This window comes from Bacteroidia bacterium (assembly GCA_039924845.1).
GTDB lineage: Bacteria > Bacteroidota > Bacteroidia > DATLTG01 > DATLTG01 > DATLTG01.
Genome location: JBDTAC010000041.1, coordinates 1 through 17388, shown reverse-complemented (window position 1 = coordinate 17388; position 17388 = coordinate 1). Strand labels below are relative to the sequence as shown.

General features: G+C 36.0%; 17 protein-coding genes. 12 read left to right on the top strand and 5 right to left on the bottom strand.

The window, feature by feature from the left end; genetic code table 11:
• Positions 1 to 5: 5 nt before the first annotated feature.
• Together ABIZ51_04300 and ABIZ51_04295 are read left to right on the top strand one after the other, a co-directional pair.
• On the top strand, positions 6 to 2045 hold the full coding sequence (locus ABIZ51_04300; protein MEO7087996.1) for an OmpA family protein: 2040 nt from the start codon (positions 6 to 8) through the stop codon (positions 2043 to 2045).
• Between the two features lie 6 nt (positions 2046 to 2051).
• Complete coding sequence (locus ABIZ51_04295) at positions 2052 to 3917, top strand: OmpA family protein (GenBank protein MEO7087995.1); 1866 nt, start codon at positions 2052 to 2054, stop codon at positions 3915 to 3917.
• Positions 3918 to 3925: 8 nt separating this feature from the next.
• Here the strand turns inward: ABIZ51_04295 and ABIZ51_04290 are convergent, their stop codons facing one another.
• Positions 3926 to 4921: a hypothetical protein gene (locus tag ABIZ51_04290; GenBank protein ID MEO7087994.1), complete on the bottom strand. Its 996-nt coding sequence runs from the start codon at positions 4919 to 4921 to the stop codon at positions 3926 to 3928.
• Positions 4918 to 5448 (bottom strand): heavy metal-associated domain-containing protein, encoded by a 531-nt coding sequence (locus ABIZ51_04285; GenBank protein ID MEO7087993.1) that lies wholly within the window; start codon positions 5446 to 5448, stop codon positions 4918 to 4920. The genes ABIZ51_04290 and ABIZ51_04285 overlap by 4 nt, the downstream gene beginning before the upstream one ends.
• A gap of 154 nt (positions 5449 to 5602) precedes the next feature.
• Here ABIZ51_04285 and ABIZ51_04280 point away from each other — a divergent pair, with 154 nt between their 5' ends.
• Positions 5603 to 5992: a hypothetical protein gene (locus tag ABIZ51_04280; GenBank protein MEO7087992.1), complete on the top strand. Its 390-nt coding sequence runs from the start codon at positions 5603 to 5605 to the stop codon at positions 5990 to 5992.
• Positions 5993 to 6115: 123 nt separating this feature from the next.
• The gene (locus tag ABIZ51_04275; GenBank protein MEO7087991.1) at positions 6116 to 8551 is read left to right on the top strand and encodes a TonB-dependent receptor; all 2436 of its coding nucleotides are present in this window, start codon (positions 6116 to 6118) and stop codon (positions 8549 to 8551) included.
• Between the two features lie 45 nt (positions 8552 to 8596).
• On the opposite strand, the gene ABIZ51_04270 is transcribed toward ABIZ51_04275, so the two are convergent.
• Positions 8597 to 8980, bottom strand: a complete 384-nt coding sequence (locus tag ABIZ51_04270) for a hypothetical protein (protein ID MEO7087990.1) — start codon at positions 8978 to 8980, stop codon at positions 8597 to 8599.
• Between the two features lie 125 nt (positions 8981 to 9105).
• On the opposite strand from ABIZ51_04270, the gene ABIZ51_04265 reads away from it, so the two are divergent.
• From ABIZ51_04265 to ABIZ51_04230, 8 genes are all read left to right on the top strand, one after another.
• Positions 9106 to 10062 carry a hypothetical protein gene (locus ABIZ51_04265; GenBank protein MEO7087989.1) on the top strand — a complete coding sequence of 319 codons (957 nt, stop codon included), beginning with the start codon at positions 9106 to 9108 and terminating at the stop codon, positions 10060 to 10062.
• A complete protein-coding gene (locus ABIZ51_04260; protein MEO7087988.1) occupies positions 10020 to 10466 on the top strand; it encodes a hypothetical protein in 447 nt (148 codons plus the stop codon). The genes ABIZ51_04265 and ABIZ51_04260 overlap by 43 nt, the downstream gene beginning before the upstream one ends.
• 111 nt (positions 10467 to 10577) lie before the next feature.
• Positions 10578 to 11501, top strand: a complete 924-nt coding sequence (locus tag ABIZ51_04255) for a hypothetical protein (GenBank protein MEO7087987.1) — start codon at positions 10578 to 10580, stop codon at positions 11499 to 11501.
• A 50-nt stretch (positions 11502 to 11551) separates the two neighbouring features.
• Positions 11552 to 12103, top strand: coding sequence for a hypothetical protein (locus ABIZ51_04250; protein MEO7087986.1), 552 nt, complete (start codon positions 11552 to 11554; stop codon positions 12101 to 12103).
• Positions 12104 to 12174: 71 nt separating this feature from the next.
• Entirely contained in the window at positions 12175 to 13359 is a 1185-nt protein-coding gene (locus tag ABIZ51_04245) for a lysozyme (GenBank protein ID MEO7087985.1), read from the top strand.
• Positions 13340 to 14008, top strand: a complete 669-nt coding sequence (locus ABIZ51_04240; protein ID MEO7087984.1) for a hypothetical protein — start codon at positions 13340 to 13342, stop codon at positions 14006 to 14008. Before ABIZ51_04245 ends, ABIZ51_04240 begins: the two co-directional genes overlap by 20 nt.
• A 7-nt stretch (positions 14009 to 14015) precedes the next feature.
• Entirely contained in the window at positions 14016 to 15218 is a 1203-nt protein-coding gene (locus tag ABIZ51_04235) for a hypothetical protein (GenBank protein MEO7087983.1), read from the top strand.
• A 13-nt stretch (positions 15219 to 15231) separates the two neighbouring features.
• Entirely contained in the window at positions 15232 to 15486 is a 255-nt protein-coding gene (locus ABIZ51_04230; GenBank protein MEO7087982.1) for a hypothetical protein, read from the top strand.
• A 268-nt stretch (positions 15487 to 15754) separates the two neighbouring features.
• On the opposite strand, the gene ABIZ51_04225 is transcribed toward ABIZ51_04230, so the two are convergent.
• Positions 15755 to 16705, bottom strand: coding sequence for a D-2-hydroxyacid dehydrogenase (locus ABIZ51_04225; GenBank protein ID MEO7087981.1), 951 nt, complete (start codon positions 16703 to 16705; stop codon positions 15755 to 15757).
• Between the two features lie 5 nt (positions 16706 to 16710).
• Positions 16711 to 17388 (bottom strand): YebC/PmpR family DNA-binding transcriptional regulator (locus tag ABIZ51_04220; GenBank protein ID MEO7087980.1); only part of this gene is annotated, 678 nt, incomplete at its 5' end.

Below are 17388 nucleotides of genomic sequence, written 5' to 3'. Positions count from 1 at the left end.
ACCGCATGAAAAAAATTTATTTTATTTTTACCATTGTTGCGCTTACAGCAGCAACAACCGTTTTTGCAAAAGCAAAAGACAAGGATCAAAAAAAAGATTTTCAGAAGGCGGAAGATTTGTTCAATAACAATTTATTTTCTCAGGCTTTGCCCATTTACCTAAGCATTGACTCTACCGAAAAAGACAATTACAATTTGGATTTTAAAATTGGCGTTTGCTATTTAAACGCTCCAATAGACAATGAAAAATCGGTTCCTTATTTAGAAAGAGCGGCAGCAAATACGTCCGCAGATTACAAAGAAGGAAGTTTGAAAGAAAAAAATGCTCCTATCGAAGCTTCTTATTTTTTAGGTCGCGCGTACCATCTCAATTATCAATTTGATTCTGCCATTGCTCAGTTTCAGAAATACAAAACATTTTTAGATTCAGTAAAAGATAAATCCATCGAAGCGGATGTGAATCACCAAATTGATATGTGCAATACGGGAAAAATATTAGTAGCCTCACCGGTAAATATTAAAGTAGATAACCTTGGAGCTACTGTCAATTCTAAGTATGCCGATTATTCTCCAGTAGTTTCCGCAGACGAATCAACGCTTATTTTTACTTCTAGAAGAAAAGGCAGTACTGGCGGAAAATTAGACGTAGACGGAAAATATTTCGAAGACATTTATATCTCGTACAAAGAAAATGGCGCTTGGTCTACTCCGCAAAATATTGGACCTCCCATCAACACAGATGGACACGAAGCGAGTATCGGACTTTCCGTAGATGGACAAACTGTTTTTATTTACAAAGATGATCAGGGAGACGGAAACATTTACACCAGTCGTTTGTTGGGTACAGAGTGGACTACTCCTCAAAAATTAAATGAAAATATCAATACCAAATATTGGGAACCAAGTGCCAGCATTAGTGCCGATGGAAATTTACTTTTCTTTACGAGTAATCGTCCCGGAGGCTATGGAGGTCGCGATATCTACATGAGTAAAAAATTGCCAAATGGCGAATGGGGAAAAGCAATCAATTTGGGTCCGAAAATAAATACGCAGTACGATGAAGATGCTCCTTACATCCATCCCGACGGGAAAACACTTTATTTCAGTTCCACAGGACACAATACGATGGGCGGTTTCGATATTTTTTACAGCACGCTTTCCGATAGTGGAACGTGGTCAGATCCTGTAAACATGGGTTATCCAGTCAATTCTACTGGCGATGATATTTTCTACGTGCCTACGGCAGATGGAAAAAGAGCATATTATTCTTCTTTCAAAAAGGAAGGTTACGGCGAAAAAGATATTTATATGTTGACGTACCCTGATAAAAAAGAACAGCCTCTAACTGTTTATACAGGTGTTGTAAAAAGTATTTATGGAGATGTACCGGATGGCACCGAAATTGATGTAACCGACAGTGCTACTGGCGAAATTGTGGGTCAATATTATCCGAATTCCAGCACTGGAAAATATTTATTTATCCTTCCTCCGGGAAAAACGTACCACATCACCTATCAAGCCGATAATTTTTTGTTTCAAACAGAAAATATGGAAGTGCCAACGAATTCTGCTTATCAAATAATTAATAAACCTGTTGTTTTAGCTCCTATAGAAGTAGGACAAAAAATTGTTTTGAAAAATATTTTTTTCGCATCCGGACAATCTAAATTAGCTGTAGGATCCCAAGAAGAATTGAATAAATTAATTGCGCTGATGAAACGATATCCGCAATTAGTGGCTGAAATTTCAGGACATACCGACTCACAAGGAAGATCTGATATGAATTTAAAATTATCTCAAAAACGTGCCGAAGCAGTTGTGGCGTATATGGTGGAACAAGGGATAGAAGAAAAAAGACTCAGTGCCAAAGGCTACGGAGATACACAACCCATTGCCATCAATAAAAATACCGATGGCTCTTGGAATTGGAATGGAATGGCGTTAAACAGACGATTTGAATTTAAAATTTTAAGTACGAAAGGCGAACTCAATGTGGTTGAAAAAATTAAAGTTCCAGAAAAGTTACAACTCAAAGAAAAAAAATAAATCATTTTGAAAAATTATTTTTTCAACCTCACAATTATTTCTCTCTGCATTTATGGCTTATCACTTAATGTGAATGCCAATACGCTTACGCGAAAAGAAAAAAGACTTTTGCGTAAAGCAGAAAATCATTTCTTGTTTGAAGAATACAGCAGAGCATTTCCTTATTATGCAGAATTATTGCAAACAGACTCAACCAATGCCCTTACCAATTTTCATGCGGGAATTTGTTATTATTATTCCGAAACAGAGAATGAAAAAGCATTACATATTTTAGAAAATGCAAAAAAATACATCCAAAGCGATACGATTCCTGATCTTTATTATTATTTAGCTTTAGCCAATCAACACGAAAATAATTTTCAAGAAGCCATTACAAATTACCAAAAATTAATTTCGTTTATAAAACCGAAAGCTACTGAAGATATCGCAGAAATAGATTCCAATATTGCAGCTTGTAAAAACGGAATTGCGTTGATGCAACACCCAGTTAACGTACGAATCGAAAATTTGGGAGCTGGTATTAATTCAAGTTTTCCGGATTATGCGCCTGTTATTTCTGCGAATGAATCTATCCTTATTTTTACATCAAAACGAAAAGGAACAGGCGGAAAAATTGCAGATGATGGTTTGTATTATGAAGATATTTATTCCTCCAAAAAAATTTCTGGTGAAGAATGGAACGCTTCGTTACGTTTGGATTCAACTGCGGATAAATTTCCAGCGCCAAGAGGTTTTCAAAAAATATTTTTTTCAAGAGCAAAAAATATAGGAAAAGCTATTAACACTAATTTCCATGATGCATCCATTGCCATTTCTGCTGATGGCACAAAGTTGTTAATCTATAAGAATTACAGTATTTGGATTTCTGAATTGAAAAATGATGCATGGCAAAAACCGCAACGATTGGATAAAAATATCAATACTAAAAACTCCTACAATCCAAGTGCTTGCTTTTCGGCAGACGAAAAAATCTTGTATGTAGTGAGCGAGCGCGCAGGAGGTTTTGGCGGAAAAGATATTTATCAATCTTCACTGCAAGCTGACGGGACGTGGAGTCCACTTCAAAATCTTGGACCGAAAATTAATACCGCGCTGGACGAAGAAAGTCCGTTTGTTACCGCCGACGGAAAAACACTTTATTTTTCATCGCAAGGACACAACAGCATCGGAGGTTTTGATGTTTTTAAATCTACCTTAGAAAATGGGAAATGGGGAAAACCTCAGAATATGGGTTATCCAATTAATGAAGGCGGAAACGATATTTTTTTTACGATGAATGCTGCTGGAACTCATGGCTATTATTCTACCGAAAGACACGATACATATGGAGGTTTGGATATTTACATGATTGATTTTGAAACTAACAAAGTCGATTCTTTAGCGAAAGCCTCATTAATGGCTTTGAAAAAAGATTCGACAGCCAAAGCCAATGATTCTATTGCTTCAATTGCATTGGCAGAAAAAACAAAAGCAGATTCTATTGCAAGTAAATTATCCGGCGGTGGAAAAAATATTTTTTCGAATACTGATTTTGTTTATTTCGATTTTGATAAATCTACTGTTAAAACTATTTATTATCCAGGAATGGACTCAGTATATAAATATTTAAAGGAAAATACACTATCACAACTCACTTTAACAGGCTATTGCGATTCGAAAGGAACGACAGCTCTTAATAAAGCTCTTTCCTTGAAACGTGCTAAAATGGTGGAGCGTTATTTTACAGAAAAAGGAATTCCTAAAAAACAAATTTTGCTTACTGGCGCAGGAAGTTCCGACCCTATTGCTCCAAATACGAATCCTGACGGAAGTGATAACCCAGCCGGAAGAGCAAAAAATAGGCGTGTAGCAATTTCCGTTTCAAAAAAATAATTTTTTGATTATAAATTCGCTCTTTTTTTATGGGATTTCGGATAAAAATAGCGTTGTAAGCCAATCATGTAAACGGGATAATAATACACGTACGATTTACTAATCATAGGCCATTGCACCGAAAAATCAATTCGTAAATTGGAATCAAAAATTTTCTGAACACCCGGACAAATATTAATGTAATTACCTGCTTTGAGCGCCGTTGTTTGCACATCAATGGAAGTTCCATCCTCAATTACTTTCGCGCCTTGATAGGATGTTCCAAGAAATTCGCAATAAATATTCCAGTTTGCCTCACTGTAATCCGTATAATCCTTAGGATAAAGCAAATAACCCAAGGATAAATTATACACCGCCGCTTTGCCATAAACAATTTCGTACGTATTCCAATGCACCGTGTAAATCGAGTTGTAATCGTTTTCCGAATAATTGCCCGGAAGTATTATTCCCGTTGTGATAGACGCTGCAAAGCGATTTTTCAAATACGTTAAAATCAACCCGCTTCCAAAACCTTTTGTATCGTCTAATAAATCTGGTTCGGCTTCGTCGTGCGCCACATTTACAAAGGAATATTCACCGTAAGCCGAAGCTCTAAAATGTTCGTTTTGCCCGTCTAAACTGAGAAAGCGATATTTTGCATATAAATTAATGTCATCGTGAAAACGATACGGATACACAATTCCGCGTGGAATAGCACCTGTGAAATAAGTAGTTTGCGTGCCGTAATGTGTGTGCGTAACCAAATTAGCGGGCAAAATACTATCGTGATGATTGGAAATAACTCCGGTGGCTTCAATAGTAAGTTTGGAAGTAAGTCCGTACATCAATCGTAGCGCGCCCATTCGTTTCCAAATGCCTAATTCTTCGTATGTTTCACCAAAAGCTCTTATACCAAAAACTCCTTTCGGGATAGTACTTGCAGGCTCATTAATCGGAAAAAGTTCTTGCGCTTCTGCTCCGAGAGAAAATAAAAATAAGGCGAAAACAAAAATAATTCGTTTCATGTAGTAACGTAATAAACGCTTTTATTCGCGTTTGCGGAAGAAGGTTTCAAGGTATCTTCCCATTTTTTATATCCTTTTCTATCCAAGTATTTTTTTCCGAGAAAAGTCAAAATTACTTCGCCATTTAACTTTTTAGTTTCCACGCCAACAAACTGATAAAAAGAGTTTTCGAACGTGTATGTAAAACCTTCCGAAATAGAAAGATGATCAAAAACAAAAGCAGCTTTTAAATAACGAACAGAAAATCCGGCATCGTAAACGGCTTGCGCAATTTTTTCCATCGACACGGTTTTACCTTCCTTAAAAATAATCTTCCCTTCCGTATTTTTCAAATCCATTTGCACATCTTTCACAAAATCTAATTTACGAATGCTCATTTCTACCGAGCGCGTACAGGCGGAGCAAGTCAAACCGTTAACACCCACTTGCGCATATTTTATTTGTGCGATGCCGGAAACGCTAAAAAACAGAAGTAAAAAAAGGCTCGCCGAAAAATATTTTTTCAAAAGAGAAATACGTGTTTTCATGGGCAGTATTGAAAAAATATTTTTTTGATTTGTTTAACAAAGATAGGTGTTTCCGTTTGTTTGAAAATTATTTTTTAAAAATTAAATTCCAATTAGAAAAACGAAGGAACACAATAAATAAAAAACGCTTCCTAAAAACAAATACCTTTGCCGTATGTGCATCAAAAAAATAATTGCGATTAATTTATTATTGATATACGCCCTCGCTTTGATAAAGCCTTTTGTGCCCGTTGTAGATTATTTGATGCACGAAAAATACATTGCTGCCAATCTCTGTGAAAATAAATCGAACACCAAGATGTGCTGCAATGGCAAGTGTTACATGGCGAAACAATTGAAAAAGGCTGCATCTGAAAATAAAAAAAATAATTCTCCGACAACAATTAATTCCGATAACTTAGAAACACTTTTTTGTCTGAAAAAAAATAATTTAACAGCTTATTTCTTACCTAAGTTTTCCTCAAAAATAATTTCTATTTATACTGAAAAAAAATCTGCGAAAGCGATTTTAGAAATTTTCCATCCGCCTACATTTACTGCTTAATAAGATTTTAGTTTCTAAAAACAGGTTACTCGTCTTGCAGACGAAGGAAGCATCTTTGTAAAATAGATTCTTCAAATGTTCAGAATAACAAAAGAGTTTTATTTATTACAGTATTATCATTTCATGAAAAAAATATTTTTATTGATTTCATCTTTATTGATGTTAATCAATGTTGCAATGGCTCAGTCTTTAAGTGGTACTGTTATAGACTCTTTGAGCCATCAAACAATAGTGGGAGCCGTGGTGTATATTCCGCAACTTAATTTAGGTGCTACTACCAATTCAAATGGAGAATTTAGAATAAGTCCTATCCCTAAAGGAACTTATGAAATGGAAGTAAAAATTTTGGGATATGCTACCATAACTCAACAAGTTATGATAACGGACAGTACCACTTGTACTTGTTCTATGTGTATTTCCGCCTGTACCGCTAACGAAGTGGTGATTACAGCATTGGGTAACGTTACCAATACGCAACGTTCTCCCGTACCTGTTTCGCTGATATCTCACGATGTAATGTTGCAACAAACTTCGAGTACTGCCATTGATGCCGTGGCTTCTCAGCCTGGTGTAAATGAAACAACGGAAGGTTCTGGGACCACAAAGCCACAAATTAACGGCTTGGGATTTGACCGTGTTTTAGTGTTGATGGATGGAGAAAGACAAGAAGATTTTCAATGGGGAGACGACCACGGTATTTTGATAGATCCTTATGCTGTTTATGATGCTGAAATTATTCGAGGACCTGCTTCTTTACAATATGGGGCAAGTGCCGAAGCGGGAGTGATTAGCTTTAAATCGCAACCTTTTGCAGAAAGCGGAACGGTGCAAGGTAGCGTGCTTACAGAATATCATACCAATGATGGATACATCGGAACCTCCGAAAATATTGGAGGAAATAATAATGATTTTGTGTGGAACCTAAGAGCAAGTAACGAAGAAACGCATGATTACTGGAATCCAAAAGATGGATATATTTGGGGAACTGCTTGGCAACAGTCGAATGCGCGATTAACAATTGGACTGAATAAATCTTGGGGATATACGCGACTTACAGTAAGCGCGCTCCACAGACGAATTCAAGTGCCGGATGGTAATCGCGACAGCGCAACTGGACAATTTATGTTCGATGCTCCTCAAAATGGACAGATATATCCAAACAAATCCAACTTCTTAGCATACAATCCTACCATTGCTGGAGATAAAATTTTGGATGAAAATCAAATTTGGTGGCAAAATAGTATTAACGCAGGCACTGGAAGAGTTGGGATAGATATTGGTTTCACCCAAAGTGTTCACCACGACATTGATTCAGGAAGTGTTGGAGAAGGAAATATGCAGGTATATGATATTCCTTATTCCTTGAAATATCAAATTATAGGAGAAAAATCAGGATTGAAACTGACCACTGGCATAAACGGGACTTACGAATTCGAGCACCAACTGGCGGAACCACCTGCGCCTTATATTGGTAATTATGAAATACCGAACTATACCGATTTTCAAGCGGGTGCTTATGCCATTTTAGAAAAAGATTTTAAAAATCTCACAGTAAGTGGAGGATTGAGATACGATTGGAGTAATTTTATTGGACAAGGAATGTATCTGACAAACAGTGGTACTCCCGAACAACAGCAAGTTTCGGCTGGAACTCCGGGAGCAGAAACACAATTTAGTCCATTTAACAATACGTATACCGGACCATCCGGAAGTGTTGGTGCTTCTTACCAATTACCAAATAATAATTATCTGAAACTCAATTTCTCAAAGAGTTACCGAGCTCCTGCTATTAATGAATTAACAAGCAATGGTCAGAATATCGGTTCCAATGCCGTTCAGTTAGGGAACTTAAATTTAAAATCAGAACAAGGCTATCAATTAGATATTGCCTATGGAAATAATGGGAAGGACCTTAGTTTTGAAGCCGATGGTTTTTATAATATTATAAATAATTTCATATTTGGCGATCGTACCGATTCTGTTTCAGGCGGACTTCCTGTTTACCAATTTGTATCAAGCAACGTTGCTATCATTACGGGAGTTTCGGGGTATTTCAACATACATCCTGTTAGTACAAAATGGATTGAAATAGACAATGGCTTAACGTATATTTATTCCTTTCTGCCAAATCAAACGGATTCAACCGATCATATTCCTTGGATACCTGCTACGCACATAACTACGGAAGTGAAGCTTCACTTGAATAACAAACCAAATTCCATATTAAAAGATACCTACATTAAGTTAGGACAAGCAAAATATTGGGCGCAAAATGCTATTTACAGCGCACTTTATACAGAAATTCCTTCTGCCGCATACACTTTATTTAATGCAGGTATAGGAACCAATTTTGTAAACCCGAAAACAGGCAGGGTAATTTGTTCATTGTATATCAATTGTACTAATTTAACCAATGTAGGATATGCAGATCATTTAGATCTTGCAAACTATTTCCTATCTTATGGTGGCAGAATAGTTACCGTAACCAATCAAAGCCAAGGTATTTACAATATGGGCAGAAATGTAGGTTTTAAACTGATTTTCCCGATAGGCAAATAATACGTTTCATATTGTTTTTTTTATAAAGATGCTTCCTTTATCGTATTAACGAAGGAGGCATCTTTGTGTTAAACGATGTACATACTCCATCACACGGTGTACATGCTCCATCAAACAAATAACATGCTCCATCACACAGTGTACATGCGCCATCACACAAGTAACATGCTCCATCACACGAGTAACATGTGCCATCAAACAAATAACATGTGCCATCAAACAAATAACATGCGCCATCACACGAGTAACATCTGCCATCAAACAAATAACATGTGCCATCAAACAAATAACATCTGCCATCACACGAGTAACATGTGCCATCAAACAATTAACATGCGCCATCAAACAAATGACATGCTCCATCACACGAGTAACATGCGCCATCAAACAATAATCTTGCTTTATAATAAATTGGGGAGGGATATTCAAAAAGGAAGCTCTTCTTTTTTTAGAGTATTAGGGATATACCTCAATTTGCAGATGAGAAATTAATTGAAAATTAATTATATTCGCCAATAAATAAGTTAGTGAATATAAACCAATAAAAATCGAAAATGGACGAAGTAGATTTCTATGAAAATCTAAATGAACAACAAAAAATTGTACACAACAGATACAAATCAAACCTAAATTCATATTGTTTCGGCTTCAACGGACAGGAAAAAACAAACGAACTTTGTGGAATAGGAAACGCCTACGATTTCAAATACAGAATGGACGATGCGAGATTGGGCAGGTGGTTAAGTTTGGATAAATTAGCAGCTAAAATTCCATTTTGGTCTCCGTACTCTTATGGCTATTCTAATCCTATTCTTTATTTAGATGCAGATGGTTTATTTCCATTCGCTGTTACTGTTAGGTCTTTTGTTCCACCTGATGCTTTCAAATACTTTGATTATGATGATGATAAGAGAGGCTTTTCTGCCGAACAAAATGTTACATCGCGTATTAGTCAAACTTATACCGTAGATCCTACGAAAAAATCAGTAATAGGTAATGGTCATCCAACAAGTTCCGATACTAAAACTAGTGGTAAAACAGTTGGTAATGCAACACACACAACAGACAAAGGAAAAGTAGACAACAAAACTTTTTATAAAAATGCGGGTTCTGATGTAGCTGATGTTGAAGCGCATTATTCGGGTTCTAATCCCGACCTTGCACTTTTGGGGACAGCTCCTAATATTGAAGTAAATTCATCTGTAATATTAGCGGAAAATGATAAAGCGGGTTATTTGATTGCTTATGTTGATTTATCAGGAAAAGAATTTCCCGCTACCGAAGCATTGGTAAGTGATGCAAAAGGGCAAACAGTTTGGTTAACTGGTTCGGGGGCTAAAGGAAATCCTTTAAGTTTATATTTTGATAACACAAAGAAACTTGGAACTGTTGACGTAAGAATAAATATTGACTCTAAAGGAAATTTTACAGGTGTCGAATATGGTGGTAAAACCTACACTCTTAAAGAGTGGAACAAAAATCACATCAGCAAACCAGCTACAAACAAATGAGGTTCAATAATTATATAAAATATATTTTATACGGCTTGTATGGTATTTATAATTTTGGGTATCAAATATTAACTTATCCCATTCTTCTGTGGTTAGCTGTTTATCTTAATGATTTATTTATTCCTGCTAATTTAATGTGGAAGAATAACAATTCGAGAATTGATATATGGGGTTCAACTGGAGCAGCTATTTATGAATCAATAGCATTAATTGCTGAAACAGGTGTTTTGATATTTATAATTTACTCCATAAATAAACTATTTCTAAAATACATAATGAGAAATAAAAACTATCATAAAATTACAAACTGGACGGCTAAGATAAATATAATTATATGCTTATTTTATATAATTATGCTTGTATTAAGAGGTATCGGGATATCTACTTTTATTGATTGTATTTAACAATAGTCATTTTTGGTAGTGTTCAGATTGTCACCTACATTTTTAGGCTTCAAAAAAATATTTTTTCAAAGGCAAAATAAACCGTATTTTTGAATTACACAAAACGAAACAATGCCACGCAATACCGCTACGATGTCCGAATCTACAGCCTGCTGCACAGGAGGCTGTAGATTCGGATTCAACGGAATGGAGAAGGATAACGAGATTTATGGAACTGGAAATGCCTATACTGCCGAGTTTAGAATGCTTGACCCACGCCTAGGCGGACGTTGGTGGAGCTTAGACCCGACCCCAAAAGCGTGGGAAAGCCTGTATTCGGGTTTTAGTAATAATCCTATATGGTTTAGCGACCCGAAAGGTAATACGGCTGGTAATCCTCAGGCAAGATTTGAAGCAAGTTTAGGGTTGACTTTTGGAGGTAATAAATTAACTTTTAATGCAGGAGCAACAGCAAGTATAGGACAGCGTTTTAACTTTTTTCAGCCAACACTTGATTTGTCTGTCAATGTTTATAATGGTGGTTTAGGTACTTCAGGAAACAGTTCAGCTATACAGTTCGACATCAGTACATCAGCTTATGCAACTTTTGGTGGTGGTAAGGGTATTGGACTGCCACAATATACATTAAATTTCAATACCAAATCTGCGTTAAACAATACTTTCGGTGGCTCTGGAACGTATGGTCAAATACTCAACTATAATTCAGCAACAAATAAAACAACAACTCAAGGATTGGTTGGAGCAAGAGGTGGCACAGATCAAGGTTGGACAGGTGGAATTATTTTTTCAGCGAATTTAGGAGGAAATTTATTTGAAGGTGGGTATCAGGATTTTACAGGCACGCATTTTGGTTCTAATAGCCAGCAAAGAACTGCGACAAGTTTGTATTACGATCAAGATCCTTTTCAACAATCATTGAATAAAGCAGATACTTTTGGGAGAGTAAATGGCTTTTTATTTGATAGTTACGGATCAGGCTGGTTGCAAAATTATATTCACAACTCTAAAGACTTGAAGTTATTCCATTATGATTAATTACGTTGATACGCAGGCAATAAACAGTAAGTGCTAAAAAAAATTAATATATGGCAAAGCGTTTGTTTTTCTTTTTTTTTATAGTTATTAATTTTACCTCTTGTAGTATTATGGGATGGATACCTCATTATTATACTCTACCCGATGGAGGAATACGTCCCAAAAAATCAAATTTCTCTTTTGCAAAACACCCCTATCATTTAGCTGATACTAATTTGATAGACACGAATGCAGTATATTTTAATCTTAATACAGACGTATACTATGGATCACACTTTGTGGACTCATCTTATGTGATATACCGTTTTTTTAATAATGGAAAATTATTGATAAGTTATGCTTACGAACACAAACCGACCAATAAAGAATGTAATAGCAATAGTGATACTTATGCATTTATTGGCTATTATAAAATAAAAGGTACAAAAATCACTATTGAAATATATACCACAGACGATTATGGTGGTTACAATTTTTACTATGGAGAAATATCTGATGGTCTTATTGTTTTTACTCATTGGAAACCTCGTACATTTAATAGTTTTAAGCAACGAATTTATCCTTATAAAGTATTAACTAAATACAAAGTAAAATTGAGGTAGTGGGTGGGTAGTGTTCCAATTTGCGCTTACACTTTTAAAGAGATAAAGAGGTTTCAAAAAATAATTTTTGAGTGAAGATAAATAAAATCAACGGCAGCAATTACGATTACATACAAACAGAAGTACCACTCTATGGAAGCTCACGTCTTGGCGAATGGAAACCGAATATTTTAGTGAAAACGTTCCCTACCAGTGGTATTCCTACGTATAGTTGCATTTCTTGTCCTGTAAACCTTTGGACAATTGATATTGGTTTAAACAATGGTTTATTCCCAAGAAAAATCTTCAAGAAAGAATACGAACTGAATGACCATTTAGGAAATGTCCACACCATTGTTAGAGACCGTAAGAATGCGGATAGTACCGCTTTTGTGATTAGTTACAATGACTACTATCCTGGCGGTATGCTGATGCCGAGAAGGAATTATCAGGATTCCTTGTACACCTTCGGATACAACGGAAAGCTCAAAGACAATGATATTTACGGCAATGCTAACGCCTATGATTTTAAATTCAGAGAAGATGACCCACGCCTAATACACTTTTGGAGCTTAGACCCTTTAAGGAGAAAATATGCGGGTTGGTCGCCTTATGCTTTTGCGATGGACAGAGTTATTGATGGAAAAGATTTAGAAGGTTTGGAATGGGCTGACCCGAAAAAAGAAGCTGCTGATATGGCAGATTATCAGAAAAGTTTATCTGATGAAAATCAAAAGACAAGTACAACCGATTCTAAAAAAGATGTAAAAGATTTAGTGTTAAATACTCAAGGACAAGATTTTATCAAATCGTATGAGCAAGGACCTAAAGGAGGACCTGCATTACAAGAATATGACGATAAAAACAAATATTGGAAACAAGGTGAAGCTCCTACGGGTAAAATAACAATAGGATACGGACACGTAGTTCAGCGCGGAGAAGATTATAGTCAAGGTATTACTCAAGATCAGGCAGATGCCTTATTTACAACTGATATAAAAAAAACTATTATCTTAGTTGATACTTACGTTAATGTCCAACTTACTCAGCAGCAGTTTAATGCAACTGTAAGTTATGTGTTTAATGTAGGCGTAAATAATTCGCTTGCGGCAGGCAGGCATTTTATTGCTAAACTAAATAATTCTGATTTTTCTGGAGCAGCATCAGAAATGGATGTCAATACCTCAGGGAATGAGTATTCACAAGGACTTCAAAACAGGAGAACTGCAGAACAAAATATCTTTTTATATGGAATATATGAAAACAATGGTCAGTAAAAAATTACTTCTTTTTTCTACACTTATACTGTGTTACAATTGTTATGCACAACAATTAAAAAATGCTCCAAGTAAATATCTATACGGAAAATGGAAATGTGTAAAGTTAGATGCAAGAGGATATGAAAATTTAACTCCGGAACAGGCGCGCAAACTTCAAGCATCTATATTAACAGTGGAAAAGCATACATACTATTACAATAATATTAGTTTCATTGAGTGGTGCAATTTCGATCATTGGATAGTAACTAAATATGATACCGTAAATTTAGATTCACAAGATCCATTAGTTTACACATATACAACGAAAGAACTTTCAAAAATAAAAGTTATTGAACCTGTGGATAGCATTGGGAAATTTGGGTGCGTGAATGATTGTGCAGCATTTTACTTGAAAGGAGACACCTTGCTAAATGATTGTGGAGGGTATTATTTTTATTTCACTAAAGTTAAAGAAGTAAAAAACGAAACTATTCCTATTGATGGCGATACAGTTCGCTGTATTTATGGCAACAGATGCGGCAGTACAGGTTACGTAATACAAGGCACACGAGCAACAGGGCACGCTGTTCATGTTCGCCCTGTAAATAAAAATGTTCCAATGGAGCAGGTTAGCAAAAAGGATTTGAAAAAAGAAGAAGAAAAATAATTTTTCAGTGAGTAAAAATAAAATCAACGGCAGCAATTACGATTATATTCAAACAGAAGTGCCACTTTATGGCAGCGCGCGTCTTGGAGAATGGAAACCGAATATTTTAGTGAAAACCTTCCCGACCAGCGGTATTCCTACGTATAGTTGCATTTCTTGTCCTGTAAACCTTTGGACAATTGATATTGGCTTGAACAATGGTTTTTACCCAAGAAAAATATTTAAGAAAGAATACGAATTGGATGACCATCTGGGCAATGTTCATACAACAGTGAGTGATAGGAAGAATGCTGATAGCACTGCTTTTGTGATTAGTTACAATGATTACTATCCTGGCGGGATGCTCATGCCCGGCAGAACATTCAGCTCAAATCTCTACCGCTTCGGATTTAACAAAGGCTCTGAGAAAGACGATGAAATATACGGCACCGGAAATGCCTATACTACCGAGTTTAGAGAACTGGACACCCGCTTGGGTGGCAGGTGGTGGAGCTTAGACCCGAAAGGAAAAGCATGGGAAAGCCCTTATGTGGGGTTTAGTGATAATCCGATTGTTTATAGCGACCCGAAAGGAACAGATGTAAAAGACCCGAAAGGAACCACAGAACATACTGGCAATGGAATAGCTACATCTGATAACGGAAAAACAATACACAACGACCCAAATGCAAAAGAAAGTAATTGGGATTATGGAACATGGAATAAGGAAACAGGCAAATATGACTTGCATAGTACAGATAATGAAACACAAAATTCTACTGCTAATAATACTGCTACAACTACTGACCCTCCAAAAACTGCGGCAACAGACGTAGCGAATAATACAATATATGAAGATAATAAAGATTTTTGGGCAATTTCACCTACTTTTACAAAACAAGAAATCCAAAAAGAATTAACAGACAGGGCTATAGGAATTGTTTTAGATAAAATTGAAGATTATTTGGAAGGAAAAGCAGGTGCAGAATCACCGTTAGTATTTGACCCTTACGAGTTAAATGAAAGAATATTTAAATTTCAAGCAAAAGGTAGATTGAGAACTTTAGGGTCAGGAAGTTCATTAATTTCACCAATTCTTAACCAACAACAGGAAATAATTGGCATTTACTATCTACAATACATTAACAATAAAGGAAAAGAATCATTCATAGAAAAAGAAGATTACGACTTTAAAGAAAACTATCGTAATGAAGAAAAAAAGTTTTATTAAACGCAGATGAATTATGAAAAAAAAACTAAATCATATTTTGGGAATCCTTTTTGGAATTGGTTTAATATTATTTGGGTTTATTATTTTTTTTATGTACCACAATACGCAGGAAATGGCTAATAGTTATTCTGGCATGGCTCCTGGTTTCATTAGCTTGTTGTTTATTATGTATAAATATTTAGGACGAGTAGGAACTTTTTCATTTTGGGTTATTATAGGAGGAATTGCCATTTATAAAAAACTGAATTTTTCAAAGAAAAAAAGTTAGAGGATGATGATGAGGGTAGTGTTCGGTAGTGTTCCAATTTGCACCTGCGTTTTTTAAAAATTCACAAACAGCTTTAAGTCGGTAGTGCTCTGATTGTCACCTGAGAAGTCATTTCAAAAAGATAAATCGTTAAATAAAAAAATCCTCTTCTTCGGAGAGGATTTAGGTAAGTAATTTCCAGCGCGCAGATTATGAATCATTTCAGAATGACACATTCGTTTAATTGGTATATCTATACACCTTCAAATATGCAAATCATTTTTGTTTTTCAATTGCTGAAAACTGCCGTAATCAATTCGGCTAACTCAATACCAATTCGCGCTTGCGCTTCTTCCGTGGCAGCACCGATGTGCGGAGTTAAAGCTATTTTAGGATGAGTCAAAATTTCTTTTTTAGGATGCGGTTCGTTTTCAAAAACATCCAAAGCTGCATGTTTTATTTTACCGCTGTTCAGTGCTTTTATTAAATCATTTTCATCAATAACACCACCACGCGAAGCATTTACCAAACACACGCCGACTTTCATCAAAGCAATTTCTTTTTCGGTAATCATTTTTCCGCCCGGAACATGCAAGGTAATGAAATCGCTGTTTTTCAACACATCTTCTAAACTTATTGTTTTAATGTGAATAGAAATTTTATCAACTCCTTGAATTTCCAATGCGAGCGTTGCTTCTTTCATAAAAGGATCAAACGCCAACACCTTCATTCCGCTGCCCAAAGCAATTTTCGCAACCGCTTGTCCAATACGACCGAAACCGATAATACCCAATGTTTTTCCTTTTAATTCTATTCCGTTGGCGTATTTTTTTTTCAATACATCAAACTGCGTATCGCCATTCACAGGCATTTGACGATTTGCATCGTACAAAAAACGCGACATTCCATACAAATTGGCAAACACCAATTCTGCCACCGAATGCGAAGAAGCAGCCGGAGTATTTACCACTTTTATTCCTTTTGATTTCGCATATTCCACATCAATATTGTCCATCCCTACTCCGCCTCTGCCAATTAATTTTAAATTAGGACAAGCATCTATTAATTCTTTACGAACTTTGGTAGCACTACGAACCGTAAGTGCCACATAATTATTTTCGTTAATGGCTTTCGCTAAATCTTCTTGCGCTATCTTTTCGGTGATAACTGTAAAACCTGCTTTTTCTAATAAAGATTTTCCTTGAGCATCAATGCCATCATTGGCAAGAATTTTTTTCATACATTTTATTTTAAATTATGATAAACAGATTGAACATCATCGTCTTCTTCCAACTTCTCCACTAAATTCAACACTTCTTGTTGCTGCTCTTCCGTCAATTCTGTAATAGTTGTAGGAATGCGCTCTAACTCTGCGCTGAGGATATTTACTTTTTTTGCTTCCAAGGCTTTTTGCATCGCACCAAAATCAGTGAAAGCAGTATAAATAATTATTTCGTTTTCATCCGCAACAATTTCATCCGCACCAAAATCAATCATTTCAAATTCAAATTCTTCCATATTTATATTCTCCGAAGAAATTCGGAACACACCTTTTCTTTCAAACATAAAACTCAAAGAGCCTGTTTTTCCTAACTCTCCGTTGCCACGCGAAAAATACATACGCACATTTGCAACCGTGCGTGTTGGATTATCCGTAGCACATTCTACCAAAACCCCCACTCCATGCGGTGCATAGCCCTCGTACACAATCTCTTCGTAATCGGATTGATCTTTTGCCGTCGCTCTTTTAAGAGCCGCGTCAATTCTATCTTTCGGCATATTAATGCCTTTTGCATTTTGGATAGCCAAACGCAAACGCGGATTGTAAGCAGGATCGGCGGTGCCACCTTGTTTAATCGCAATGGCAATTTCTTTCCCCATTTTGGTGAATCCCTTTGCCATGGCATCCCAACGTTTCATTTT

What these genes read in the sequence shown, in the direction of transcription:
- ABIZ51_04300 (MEO7087996.1), top strand. Translation starts at nt 6, where the DNA reads ATGAAAAAAATTTATTTTATTTTTACCATTGTTGCGCTTACAGCAGCA.
- ABIZ51_04290 (MEO7087994.1), bottom strand. Translation starts at nt 4,921, where the DNA reads ATGAAACGAATTATTTTTGTTTTCGCCTTATTTTTATTTTCTCTCGGA.
- ABIZ51_04285 (MEO7087993.1), bottom strand. Translation starts at nt 5,448, where the DNA reads ATGAAAACACGTATTTCTCTTTTGAAAAAATATTTTTCGGCGAGCCTT.
- ABIZ51_04280 (MEO7087992.1), top strand. Translation starts at nt 5,603, where the DNA reads ATGTGCATCAAAAAAATAATTGCGATTAATTTATTATTGATATACGCC.
- ABIZ51_04275 (MEO7087991.1), top strand. Translation starts at nt 6,116, where the DNA reads ATGAAAAAAATATTTTTATTGATTTCATCTTTATTGATGTTAATCAAT.
- ABIZ51_04265 (MEO7087989.1), top strand. Translation starts at nt 9,106, where the DNA reads ATGGACGAAGTAGATTTCTATGAAAATCTAAATGAACAACAAAAAATT.
- ABIZ51_04255 (MEO7087987.1), top strand. Translation starts at nt 10,578, where the DNA reads ATGCCACGCAATACCGCTACGATGTCCGAATCTACAGCCTGCTGCACA.
- ABIZ51_04250 (MEO7087986.1), top strand. Translation starts at nt 11,552, where the DNA reads ATGGCAAAGCGTTTGTTTTTCTTTTTTTTTATAGTTATTAATTTTACC.
- ABIZ51_04240 (MEO7087984.1), top strand. Translation starts at nt 13,340, where the DNA reads ATGAAAACAATGGTCAGTAAAAAATTACTTCTTTTTTCTACACTTATA.
- ABIZ51_04230 (MEO7087982.1), top strand. Translation starts at nt 15,232, where the DNA reads ATGAAAAAAAAACTAAATCATATTTTGGGAATCCTTTTTGGAATTGGT.
- ABIZ51_04225 (MEO7087981.1), bottom strand. Translation starts at nt 16,705, where the DNA reads ATGAAAAAAATTCTTGCCAATGATGGCATTGATGCTCAAGGAAAATCT.